Below are 12,296 nucleotides of genomic sequence, written 5' to 3' on the forward strand. Positions count from 1 at the left end.
TCTCTGCGGGAGGCGGAAAGGACCGGGGTTCCTCTATATCCGGAGCCTGCGGAAAACCCGGGCGATCAGTTGCCGAAGAAGGCGATGGAGCCGGTCAGGGCAGCCAGGGTCAGGGAGATTGCAGGCACAGCCAGGCATATGAGCAGGAAACCGGCGTCACGTGGTCTGATCTGGGAAACCCTGGCATGGGTGCGCGGTGTGCTGCCGCCGAAACCCCTGGCCTCCATGGCCGTAGCCAAGGTCGTCGAACGCCTGATGGACAGGACCAGCAGGGCGAAGGCCTGGGGCATAAAGGCCTTGAAACGGTTCTCATCGCCCAGCCCGCGACTGCGGCGCGAGGCGGTCAGGGCCGACCAGTCATCCTTGAGAACGGTGAAGAGCCGCATGCCGGCCAGCCCGCCGTAGACGAAGCGATCAGGCAGGTGGAGCACCTGGCTGAAGGCATCGGCCAGATCGGTGGCATCTATTCCCAGCACGGTGATGATGGCGGGAATCCCGATGGCCAGGATTCGCAGCGCGGTGGCCAGGGCCAGATCCAACGACCGCTGAGTGATGTGGATCATGCCCCACTGCCAGAAGGTGGCGCCGCCGCTCTTGCCATAGAGGATGATCGCCAGGGCCGAGCCGGGCGCCCCCAGGAAGATGGGCCAGGTGGATCTGACCACCCGCAGGGGTGTGAAGCCTGCCGCGCCCAGCATCAGGAACTCCAGGATCAGTGCCGTCGTGGCCGAGACCGGGTCCAGGCTGATCAGCAGGGGCAGAGCTGCCAGGAAAGCCCCGATCAGACGGAAGGCCGGATTGATGGAGGCTATGTATTGCGACCGGCTGGCCGGCTTGACCGGCTCGTCCCGCTGATCCATGGGCGTGACGGTCAGTCTGGCCGCAACAGTCTTCTGACGGGCCTGCAAATCTGACTCTGATACAGGCCAGACGGCCTTTTGGGCTCCCGGAGGCGTCATCTCCACCAGACGGGCATCCAGGGCCTGGACCAGCTCCCGGTCGTGGGTGACCAGGATGATGCAGGCTCCCTGGTCGCGCAGGTCTGCAATCAGCTGGGCCATGCTGACCCAGGTGTTCCTGTCCTGACCGAAGGTAGGCTCGTCAAGAATCAGCATCTGAGGTGCGGCGGCCAGGGCCGAGGCCACGGTGAGCCGCCGCTTCTCACCGCCCGAGAGCGTGTAAGGGTTGGCATGCGCGTACTGCCTCAGCCTGAAACGGTCCAGCAGCTCCAGGGCGCGAGCCTGGGCCCGGTCCTCGCTCATACCAGTGCGGATTGGAGCCAACTTGACCTCATCCAAGACCGTGCCCCGGGCGAACTGATGCTCGGGATTCTGAAAGACATAGGCGATGCGCGCCGCCAGCTGGGATGAGGTCCATCGGATGGGCTCGGGCTCGGCAGGCATCTGCCCCTGGAGTCCCCGGAGCAGGCGGTCCTGGGCAAGGACCGAACCGGCCACTGGCTCCAGCAGACCGGCCAGGGTCATGGCCAGCGTGGACTTGCCGGCTCCGTTGGCTCCGACCAAGGCGGTGATCTGACCGGCCCTGAATTCCAAATCGATATGCTCGGCCACTGCCTTGCCCTGACGGCCCACCGCCAGATCCTGAGCGGCCAGCAGGACGGGATGATCATCCCGGCCGGGATCGGATTGCCCGGACCTGACCCTGGACCCTCCAAGCTCAGGGAGCGAATCCCTGGCGCTCCTATAAGCTTCGGGAACCCAGATGCCCAGTGAGGCCAGGTCCAATCCCGGATCAGTGAATACCTCCTGGGGGCTGCCGTCGGCCATGATCACCGTCTTGCGATAGGTCGCAGCGCCCGATCCGCCGGTGCTGTCTTCAACCTCGCCCAGCCCAAGCACGATGACCCGGTCGATCATATCCATCCATGGACCTGCCCGGTGCTCGACCAGAATCATGGTCGAGCCTTGCCGGTCCAGGACCTTCCTGACGGCGCCGACAATCTGGTCGACGCCGACCGGATCCAGATTAGCCGTGGGCTCATCCAGCAGGAGCAGCCCAGGCTGCATGGCCAGGGCGCCGGCCAGGGCCAGACGCTGCATCTGCCCTCCGCTCAGATGCATGGTGGACCGGGTCAGCTGCAGGTCAGCCAAACCCACCTCGGCCATGGCCCTCTGCACCCGTGGCCAGATTTCCTCTCGGGGCAGCCCCATGTTCTCGGGCCCGAAGGCCACATTGTCACCAAGCCGCTGAAAGATGGCCTGGGCATCCGGATCCTGCAGGACCAGCCCCACACGCCCCCGGCTGGAGACGGCGGGATTGCCGTCAATCAGGACCTGGCCCTGGGTCACCCCGCCTTCGTCATCCTCGACCTGATCCTGACCGCTCTGCGGGGCATGATCGCCCAGAAGCCCGGCCACACCCTCGAGGATGGTCGATTTGCCAATGCCGGAGGCTCCCAGCAGCAGCACCCGCTGACCTGCAGGAATGCTCAGGGAGAGGTCCTTGACGGCGAAGTGGTTCCGATAGGCATGCCGATAACCCCAACCGCGCAGCTCCAAGGCTGCGGGTCGGTAGGGGTTGTCCTGGATGCTCCGGTCCACGCCCAGACCTCTACTTCCCGGCCGTATGAATATCGCGGCCGGAGGCGAAGCGGTCCAGAGCCCCGGTGGCGGCAATGGCCTTATAGAGGTACCAGACCAGCACTCCAGCGATCAGAGCGCCCGAGATCAGGGTCGCTATCAGATAGATCACCCCATAGGGGCCGGTCAGGTTGATGGCCTGCAGGTGCGTGCAGAAGGAGTACAGCCAGCAGCCGAAACCAGCGGCAGCGCCTGACAGTGCCACCGTGGACATGTTCCAACGCCGGTAACGCAGCAGCATGAAGACCAGTTCGGCCATGAAGCCCTGAAGCAGGCCAATCAGTATGGTCTCCACAGGCACCCATTGGCTGCCCAGCAGCGACTCCAGGATGGCTGCGACAAGCTCGGCATAGACGGCCGCCCCCGGCTTGCGCACGATGACCGACGCCAGAGGCCCGGCAAACAGGTAAAGACCGTTGAGAATGCCCCCCAGACCGGGCACGACCCCGTCCAGGAATGACCAGGGAATGGTGGTCACCATGGCGACCACCCAGTAGATGACTGCGGAGGCCACCCCGATGACCGAGGCTACGGCGATATCCACCACCCTCCACCGTCGGGAGGGGGTCCTGACCTGGGAGGGAGTCCGCTCGGACTCCGGCTCCGATCCGGAAGCAGTGTTGTTGATGAAATGACCATCGGTCATGATCTTGTGCCTTTCCTCGGGGCGCTCCCTATGAGCGCCATCCCGTTCAGGCACGGGTCCAGTGACATCCGTGCGCCGGCATTACCCGGTAAACGTTCGTCCGGTTGAGGCTGAGCCTCCTCTCAGCCGCACGCCCATAGGCATACGGCCCCCGTGTCACTTGCCATCTTAGAACATACGGTGGTCAAGGGAATCCAGCAGCAGGGCCTCGGTGATGATGTTGTCGACCAGCCCCTGCAGGGAGATGGACTCGTTCGGGCTGTGGGCGTTGGACTGGGGATCCTCCGGGCCGGTCACCAGGACCTGGGCCTCAGGGAAGAGCCGCTTGAGTTCGGGGATGAAGGGGATGGATCCGCCCTCGCCCTTGTTGACCGGATCCCGTCCGAAGGCCTGCCGCATGGCCTCCTCGGCCTGCCGGACCACCGGGCTGCCGGCATCCATGGCCCATCCCATGCCCATGTCGCCGGGCGTGACCTCCACCCTGGCCCCCTGAGGAGCATGGGCGATCAAAAAATCAGCCAAGGCCTGCGCGGCCTGCTCAGGGCGCTGGGTGGGCGCAGTGCGCAGGGAAATGCGGAAGCGGGTCGTATCAGCCAGCACGTTGAAGGAGCCCTCCACCGGGTGGGCATCGAAGCCGATCACCGCCGCTGCAGGCTTGGTCCAGAGCCGGGAGGCCAGGGAGTCGGTTCCGGCCAGCCGGTAGGAGTCCACCACGCCGGCATCCGCACGCAGCTGGGCCTGGTCCAGGTCACGCTGCAGGCCGCCTATGGGCTGTCCGCCCTCCAGGCCGGGCACCGCCAGCTGACCCTGGTCGTCATACATGGAGGCGATCAGCATGGCGGCCAGGGTGTTGGCATCCAGGATGGGCCCGCCGAACTGCCCGGAGTGAACCGGATGCTCAAGGACTGTGACCGTGACATCCAGGTCTGCATTCCCTCTTAGGGAGGTGGTCAGGCTGGGGGTGTCCGCCGACCAGTTGCCCGAGTCGGCCACGATGATCAGATCCGAGGCGAAATCGTCCCGATGAGCCTGGAGGAAGGGGATGAAGCTGCGCGAGCCCATCTCCTCCTCACCCTCGATGAAGACCTTGACGTTGACGCGCAGGTCCTTGCCCAGGGCGTGCAGGGCACCCGAGTGGATGGCGATGCCGCCGCCGTCGTCGGCCGATCCGCGTCCATAGAGCCGTCCCTCCTTTTCCACGCCGGTAAAGGGGTCAGTGGACCACTGTGAGGGATCGGGCACCGGCTGCACATCGTGATGAGCGTAGAGCAGGACGGTCGGGGCCTTGTCATCCACCTGCCGGGATCCGATCACCTCGAAGGCGCCCGGGGTCCCGTCAGGATTGGTCGCCTGGACCACCCGGGCATCTACACCCACCTGCCGCAGTTGCCCGGCCACATAGTCGGCCGACCGTCGCATGTGATCCCCGGTGATCCCCTTGGCCGAAACCGAAGCCAGGGCGATCTTGTCCTTGAGCAGATCGACGATCCGGCTCCTATCGTCCTGCACACGTGTGCGGATCGTCTCCAGGCCCAGCTCCGCCATCGTTACCTCCTGTGATTGCTTGCGAATCAATGCTTGCGAGTCTAGGCGTCACCGTAACCTGTTCGCATGACATGGAACCCCTTCTCACGCAAGGATCGACGGGACAAAGAGGCGGAGGCGGACCAGACGGCCTCCACTGAAGAAGCACGAGGCAAGGGACGCCCCACACCCAAGCGCAAGCAGGCCGAGGCCCGGAACCTGCGCCCGCTGGTCCCCAAGGACCGCAAGGCCTCTCGCAAGGCCGCCAAGGCCCGGATCCGAGCCCGTGAGGATGCCCAGTACGAGGCCATGAGAACCGGCGACCTCGACCACATGCCCAAGTCGGAGCGCCTGCCCTGGCGGATCTACATCCGCGACTATGTGGATGCCCGCTTCAATCTGCTGGAATGGATATTCCCGGCCATCATCCTTATGTTCGTCGCCACCCTGATGGGCATGTTCGTGGGCCCTCAGCACTATGCAACCTTCACCATGGCGGTGACCGTCCTGCTCTATGGCTACCTGATCATTGCCCTGATCGATACCTGGCTGATGTGGCGCAAGCTCAAGCGCCTGCTGATCGACAAGTTCGGCGAGCGCTCGGTGGCCAAAGGTTCGCGTTCGGCCTCCTACGCCTGGCAACGGGCCATGATGGTCCGGCGGTGGCGGGTTCCCAAGCCCAATCAGAGCAAGCGCGGGCACTGGCCCGACTGACAGCCGATTATCCTGACATACCAAACGGTGAAGTAGTCATGCCGCCCGGTGCCCTTGGGTTCCGGGCGGTCTTTGCACTCACTCCGCATTGTGCGAATGCTCTTCATTCTCCCAGCCGGTACGGCTAGCATGGATTGTTATGCAGCAATCGATCAACCAACCCGGCACAGAGTCTCTTGACCCATGGGACGCCGACAGCCGCCAGTACGACACCATCATTATCGGATCAGGCCCAGGCGGGTATGCCACAGCCCTGCGCACGGCAGAGCTGGGCGGACGGGTGGCCCTGGTCGAGCAGGACACTGTGGTCGGCGGCGTTTGCCTGAACCGCGGATGCATCCCCACCAAGGCCCTGCTGACAGCCACCCAGGTTCTCGAACAGGCTGATCTCGGGGCCGCCATGGGCATCAATATCGGGTCGGCCAGCATCGACTACCAGAAGCTCCAGGATTATCAGGACCGGATGGTGGACGCCATGACCGGCGGCCTGTCCAGCCTGCTGAAGCAGCGTGGCATCACCGTGGTGCACGGCCACGGCACCATCGTCGGCGACGGCCTGGTGGAGGTGACCGACGATGACGGCAATCGAACCCGGCTGACCACCTGTGACACCATCCTGGCCACCGGGTCACACGCCAGGCCCTTGGAGGAGCTCCCCTTCGATGATCTGGTCATCGACACCGACCGGGCGCTGACCCTCAAGCCCTTTCCCCGCCGGGCGCTGATTATCGGCTCAGGTGCGGTGGCCCTGGAATTCGCCACCATTTGGAACCAAGCCGGCTGCCAGGTGACCCTGCTGGTCAGACATGACCGGGTGCTCTCCCACTGGGGTCGGCGGACCGGCCAGATCATGACCCGGGAGCTGGAGCGTCAGGGAATTCAGATCATCACCCATGCCCGCTGCTCGGGCGGGCACCGTCTGTCCGCAGATGAAGGCATTCAGATCGACTACCAGCCGGCCGACGACAAGGGCCAGGCGGGAGCGATCGAGACCGATCTGGTCCTGGTGGCCATCGGCAGGGATCCCAATACCAACCCCCAGCATATGAAGGAGCTGGGCATCGACATGGATGAACATGGCCAGGTCCTGACCGACTCCCAAGGGCGCACCAGCCGCGACCGAGTTTGGGCCCTGGGCGACATCACCCCGGGTCACCATCTGGCTCACAGGGCCTTCCAGCAGGGCATCACCCTGGCCGATGCCGCCTCTGGTCTGGATCCTGAACCTGTCAATGAGGCCACCATCCCCCGCGTGGTCTTCTCCTCCCCACAGGCCGCAGCTGTGGGATTCAGCCGGCAGGAGGCCGAGGACGATCCATCGCTGAACCAGGTCAAGGAGACCATCTACCCCATGATGGCCAACTCGCGCATGCGCATGAGCGGCCTGCAGGGCACCCTCAGCCTGATCACCGCCTGCCAAGCCACCGATCTGGAGAAGCAGATAGTCGTCGGTCTGGAGATGGTCTCCCCCCAGGCCTCCGAGAATATCGCCGAGGCCCAGCAGCTGGTGGGCAACCAGATCCCCCTGCACCGGGCGGCCGGGCTCATCCATCCCCATCCCACCTTCTCGGAAGCCATTGGAGAGGCCCTGCTCAAGGCTGACGGCAGACCCCTGAACATGCGTTAGGCATGCGGTAGACTGGTCAACCAGTGAACGTTTCCGAGTGAGGATGGCATGGCTACAGAGGACACCAAGGGCAAAAAAACAAAAAAGAAGAACAGCACGATCAGCCAGATCGTCAAGATCTACCAATTCACTTACGCAGAGGACAAGGCTCTTCCCTGGCTGCTGGCCGCGGCCATTCTGGTGCCCACACTGATAGCCGTGGTGATCTGCCTGCTGGCTCACTTTGGCTGGCTGTCCTGGATCCTGACCGTGCTTCTGGGCATCATGGTCGGCCTGCTTCTGGCCACCATGACCCTGACCAGGCGCTCCGACAAGGTCGGCTACGCCAAGATGGAGGGTCGTCCAGGCGCTGCCGCCGCCGTGCTGAGCAGCATCTCCAAGGCGGGCTTCTCCTTCCCCCAGGAACCCGTCTGGATCGATGCCAAAACCAAGGACGCCGTCTGGAGGGGCACCGGCCGCACCGGGGTCTACCTGATAGCCGAGGGCGACTACAACCGCGTCAACAAGGCCATGAACCGCGAAGAGGAGAAGATCCGCCGCATCACCCGTGGGTCGGCCATCCCCATCTACCGGATCAGCGTGGGCCACGGACCCGACCAGGTTCCGCTCAACAAGCTCCAGCGCACCGTGATCAAGAAGAAGGTCAAGCTGACCGCCACCGAGCTGGAGACCCTGAACGACCGGCTGGTCACCCTGCAAAAACGGCAGAGCGCCCTGGGAATGCCCAAGGGCATCGATCCGACCAAGATACATGTCAGCCGCAAGGCCATGCGCGGGCGCTGATGTTTTCAAGGTCCCGGCATCTCCCTCAGGGAGGCGCCGGGACCTTCGCATGAAACACCCCCGTAACCTCAGCGGCGCATTGCTGAAAAAACCGGTCCCCTAGACTGGGTGACCGTTACGGTTTCCACGAAAGGAGCAGTTCAGTGAGAGAACTGAAGTCAAAGGCCGATTGCGAAGCTCTGATCAATCAGGAGGGCGTGGAATATGTCTCAGTCAGGTTCACGGACCTGATCGGGGTCCAGCAGCACTTCACCGTGCCCGCCAGCGAATTCCTCAAGGACGCCTTCACAGACGGCATGGCCTTCGACGGCTCCTCCGTCCAAGGCTTCCAAGCCATCAACGAATCGGATATGAAGCTGATTCCCGATCCAGAGACTGCCTACCTGGATCCCTTCCGCCGTCATCGCACGCTGAATGTGGCCTTCTCCATTGTCGACCCGGTGACCGACGAGCCCTACTCGCGCGACCCCCGGCAGATCGCCGCCAAGGCGGAGGCCTACCTGCGCTCCACCGGCATCGCCGACACGGCCTCCTTCGCCCCCGAGGCCGAGTTCTTCATCTTCGACAAGGTCCGCTTCGAGAACAGCATGCAGCGCTCCTTCTACGAGGTCGACTCCATCGAGGCTCCTTGGAACTCGGGCGTCGACGTCGAGGAGGACGGCTCCGACAACATCGGCTTCAAGAACCGGGTCAAGAAGGGCTACTTCCCTGTGCCCCCCATCGACCACTACCAGGATCTGCGCGACGACATGGTGGCCAACCTGCAGAAGGTGGGCCTGATTCTGGAGCGCTCCCATCACGAGGTGGGCGGCGCCGGCCAGCAGGAGATCAACTATCGCTTCAACACCCTGCTGCACGCAGGCGACGACCTGATGAAGTACAAGTACGTGGTCCACGAGACCGCCGCCCTGGCCGGCAAGGCTGCCACCTTCATGCCCAAGCCCATCGCCGGGGACAACGGGACCGGCATGCACTGCCATCAGTCCCTCTGGAAGGATGGCAAGCCCCTCTTCTACGACGAGAACGGCTACGGCGGACTCTCCGACATCGCCCGCTGGTATGTGGGCGGCCTGATCGAGCATGCCTCGTCCGTCCTGGCCTTCACCAACCCCTCCACCAACTCCTACAAGCGGCTGGTGCCCGGCTACGAGGCCCCGGTCAACCTGGTCTACTCGGCCAGGAACCGTTCGGCGGCCATCCGCATCCCCCTGGCCGGCACCTCGCCTGCCGCCAAGCGGATCGAGTTCCGCGCCCCCGACCCCTCCTGCAACCCCTTCCTGGCCTTCTCGGCCCAGCTGATGGCAGGACTGGACGGCATCCTCAACCACACCGAGCCTCCGGCCCCCATCGACAAGGACCTCTATGAGCTGCCCCCGGAGGAGCACGCCCAGATCAAGCAGGTGCCCGGCTCCCTGGAGGAGGCTTTGAACGCCTTGGAAGAGGATCACGACTTCCTGAGCGAGGGCGACGTCTTCACCGATGACCTGATCCAGACCTGGCTGGATTTGAAGCGCGGCGAGCTGGACCAGACCCGTCTGGCCCCCACCCCCCTGGAGTACGAGCTCTACTTCCACATCTGAGTTCACCTGACGGCTGACGCTGGCTGACCGGCCAGGTCACATGTGGCCCGATCCTTCCTGCTGAAGGGTCGGGCCTTTTTGTATCCCGCCTATAGACGGCAACACGCCAGCCCCGGCATCCCGGCATGCGGTCAGGCCAGAATGAGTAGAGGCATGAAAACGGATCCGATGGAGGTGGAAACCGATGCGCTGGCTGCGTGAGTTCATGGAGTTGCCCGTATATCTGCGAGCCATGCTCATCGTGGACCTCATGTGCAACTTCGGCATCGGCCTGGTCATGCCCATCGAGCTGCTCTTCGCCACCCATTCCCTGGGCGCCACCATGAGCGAGGCCGCCCTCCTGGTGACCATCAGCTCGGTAGGGTCGCTGATCTCCAACCCCATCATCGGCTGGGTCTCGGATCGTCGCTCCTCCTGGCTGGCCATGCACACGGCCATGATCTTCTCGGTCATCGGCCCCCTGATTTTCACCATGGCCCACGACTACCGGGCAGCAGTGGCGGGAGCCTTCGTCTCGGGCCTGGGGATGGGCATGCAGACCTCCTGGGCCAGCATTCTGACGCAGATCTCCACCAGGGAGCAGCACCGGATCGTCTACGGCATCAACCAGGCCGAACTCAACCTGGGTATCGGCCTAGGAGCTGCCGTGGGCGGACTACTGGCCGCAGGTGGTCAGGACTTCCTCTACCGCATTGGTTTTGGCGGCAGGGCCCTGGGATTCGCCCTGCTCAGCCTGTCCTTGCTGGTCATCGAACGACACTGGCAGCTGCGCCGGCTGACGGCTGAGCTCAAGGCCCAGGCAGAGCGAGAGGTCGTCCATGAATCCGCAGGGGCAACCCATGCCCTGCAGGACAGCCAAACAGAGGGCGCAGAAACCATGACCGTCAACGGCACCTTCGGCGGACGCACCAGCTCGCTGACCAGGGTGCTGGCCTCAATGGCCCTGCTGACCATGGGAACCTTCTTCATGGACCTGTTCGGCTACTCCCAGTTCGACGCCGGCCTGGTCACCACACTGATCTCCGATCCGCACATTCCCCGCTGGTCCCTGTCAGTGGTGGACGTGGTCAACACCTTCTCGGTGGTGATCATGAACATCGTGCTGCTGCCCCGGCTCAAGGACGCCAACCATGTGCGCCTGCTGCGCACCGTGCCGGTCTTCTGGGCTGCGGCCTGGGTGATCATCGTCCTGGGCCTGCGCCTGGATTCCACCCCCGGCGCCCTGAGCGTGGCCTCCCTGGGCATCACCATCTTCGGGCTGGGCGAGGTCATGATGGGCATCTCCCAGCCGGTTGTGGCCGCCGAACTGGCCGGGCCATCCTTCAGCGGACGCATGTTCGGCCTGCTCAATACGGCCGCCTCCCTGGGCTACATCGTGGGACCCATGTTCGCCTCCTACATCCTGGCCGGACATGAGGTCATTCCCTTCCTGGCCATGTGCGCCATCGGCCTGGTGGTGCTGGCTGTCCCCTGGTTCCTGGCCATCCCCTCGCGGCAGATCACCAGCCGGAAGAGCCCGGCCGCCGTCTAATCCCGGACAAGGCATGGCGCCTGACTGACAACTTTGTCTTAGAGTCAGCCTTCGTCGGCTGCCCGATGGGCATCGCCAGGCTCCGAACCCGCCATCAGGGTCTTGGCCAGGTCCACAAACCGTTTGGTCAACGGCGAATCATCCAGGGAGCCATCAGGCCTGAGCACTGCCGGACGACCGGACTCCCCCGACTCGCGCAGGTCGGTCTGCAGGGGCAGCTGCTCCAGCAGGGGCACCTGATACCCCAGGTCACGGGTCAGCTGGTCGGCCACCCGCTGGCCGCCGCCCTGACCGAAGATGCGCAGCCGCTCGCCATTGTGCTCGTACCAGGACATGTTTTCGATCACACCCTGGACCTTGGTAGGCAGTTGGAGGGCCACCAGCCCTGAACGCACGGCCACCTGCGAGGCCGAGGGCTGGGGGGTGGTGACCACAATCAGCCGGCTGTTGGGCAGGGCCTGGGCCACTGACAGGGCCATATCCCCGGTGCCAGGAGCCAGATCCAGCAGCAGCACATCGGGATCGCCCCACCAGACATCAGAGAGGAACTGCTCCAGCGAGCGCTGCAGGCGAGGACCCCTCCAGAGGATGGCCCGGTCCGACCCGGCGAACATGCCGATGGAGATCAGCTTGACCCCCCAGGCGGTCACCGGCATCAGCATGCCGTGCAAGTTGGTGGGCCGGCTGTGCACGCCGAAGAGCCCAGGCAGGGAGAATCCGTAGATGTCCGCGTCAATGGCGGCCGTGTCATAGCCCAGGGCAGCCAGCGTGGCCGCCAGGTTGACGGTCACCGAGGATTTGCCCACGCCCCCCTTGCCCGAGGCGATGGCGAAGATGCGGGTGCCTACGCCAGGCTTGGAGAAAGGGTTGCTGCGCCGGGCGGCCTTGAGGTCGGCCACCAGGTTGTCCAGCTTCTCCCGGCTCATGGAGGAGACATCGATATGCGGACGCAGCCGGGCTCGCGGGTAGGAGGTCACGGTCCCGTTGATCTGGTTGGTGATGGTGGTCGACAGCGGGCATCCCTTGATGGTCAGCTCCACCCGCACGGTCACCTCATAGTCGGCCTGGGCATCCCTGGCCGGCTCGACAATGATGTCAGTGATCATGCCCAGATCGGTGATGGATCGACCCAGTTCTGGATCGATGACCCGGCTGAGCCGCTCATAGACCTCCCCCTTGATTCTTCGAGGCAGCTCCTCCAGATTCCGGGTCCCTTCCTTGCGATGCTCTACTTGTTCCATGCCGTCACCATATCGCGCCCAGCCATCGGCTGCTAGGGCGCGGCTGGTCG

At 64.2% G+C, this 12,296-nt stretch carries 9 protein-coding genes and 1 riboswitch; of the genes, 5 read left to right on the forward strand and 4 right to left on the reverse strand.

Going from position 1 to position 12,296, the window contains the following annotated elements:
• Nucleotides 1-65 precede the first annotated feature (65 nt).
• From QRX41_RS08520 to QRX41_RS00305, 3 genes are all read right to left on the reverse strand, one after another.
• Nucleotides 66-2,561, reverse strand: coding sequence for an ATP-binding cassette domain-containing protein (locus QRX41_RS08520; RefSeq protein ID WP_313837971.1), 2,496 nt, complete (start codon nucleotides 2,559-2,561; stop codon nucleotides 66-68).
• A gap of 10 nt (nucleotides 2,562-2,571) precedes the next feature.
• Nucleotides 2,572-3,246, reverse strand: coding sequence for an ECF transporter S component (locus QRX41_RS00300; protein ID WP_313835502.1), 675 nt, complete (start codon nucleotides 3,244-3,246; stop codon nucleotides 2,572-2,574).
• Nucleotides 3,247-3,295: 49 nt separating this feature from the next.
• Nucleotides 3,296-3,411: riboswitch (TPP riboswitch) on the reverse strand.
• Between the two features lie 3 nt (nucleotides 3,412-3,414).
• Nucleotides 3,415-4,791, reverse strand: coding sequence for a dipeptidase (locus QRX41_RS00305; RefSeq protein WP_313837973.1), 1,377 nt, complete (start codon nucleotides 4,789-4,791; stop codon nucleotides 3,415-3,417).
• A gap of 66 nt (nucleotides 4,792-4,857) precedes the next feature.
• Between QRX41_RS00305 and QRX41_RS00310 the strand changes: the two genes are divergently transcribed.
• From QRX41_RS00310 to QRX41_RS00330, 5 genes are all read left to right on the forward strand, one after another.
• Nucleotides 4,858-5,484 carry a DUF3043 domain-containing protein gene (locus QRX41_RS00310; protein WP_313837975.1) on the forward strand — a complete coding sequence of 209 codons (627 nt, stop codon included), beginning with the start codon at nucleotides 4,858-4,860 and terminating at the stop codon, nucleotides 5,482-5,484.
• 139 nt (nucleotides 5,485-5,623) lie between these two features.
• The gene (locus QRX41_RS00315; RefSeq protein WP_313837976.1) at nucleotides 5,624-7,111 is read left to right on the forward strand and encodes a dihydrolipoyl dehydrogenase family protein; all 1,488 of its coding nucleotides are present in this window, start codon (nucleotides 5,624-5,626) and stop codon (nucleotides 7,109-7,111) included.
• A gap of 48 nt (nucleotides 7,112-7,159) precedes the next feature.
• Nucleotides 7,160-7,894: a DUF4191 domain-containing protein gene (locus tag QRX41_RS00320; RefSeq protein ID WP_313837977.1), complete on the forward strand. Its 735-nt coding sequence runs from the start codon at nucleotides 7,160-7,162 to the stop codon at nucleotides 7,892-7,894.
• A 143-nt stretch (nucleotides 7,895-8,037) separates the two neighbouring features.
• The gene (gene glnA, locus QRX41_RS00325; RefSeq protein ID WP_101432564.1) at nucleotides 8,038-9,474 is read left to right on the forward strand and encodes a type I glutamate--ammonia ligase; all 1,437 of its coding nucleotides are present in this window, start codon (nucleotides 8,038-8,040) and stop codon (nucleotides 9,472-9,474) included.
• Nucleotides 9,475-9,658: 184 nt separating this feature from the next.
• Nucleotides 9,659-11,005 carry an MFS transporter gene (locus QRX41_RS00330; RefSeq protein ID WP_313835516.1) on the forward strand — a complete coding sequence of 449 codons (1,347 nt, stop codon included), beginning with the start codon at nucleotides 9,659-9,661 and terminating at the stop codon, nucleotides 11,003-11,005.
• Between the two features lie 44 nt (nucleotides 11,006-11,049).
• On the opposite strand, the gene QRX41_RS00335 is transcribed toward QRX41_RS00330, so the two are convergent.
• A complete protein-coding gene (locus QRX41_RS00335; RefSeq protein ID WP_101432566.1) occupies nucleotides 11,050-12,246 on the reverse strand; it encodes an Mrp/NBP35 family ATP-binding protein in 1,197 nt (398 codons plus the stop codon).
• Between the last annotated feature and the right edge of the window lie 50 nt (nucleotides 12,247-12,296).

The sequence above is a fragment of the Bifidobacterium kimbladii genome (genome assembly GCF_032193675.1).
In the GTDB taxonomy this organism is placed as follows: domain Bacteria; phylum Actinomycetota; class Actinomycetes; order Actinomycetales; family Bifidobacteriaceae; genus Bombiscardovia; species Bombiscardovia kimbladii.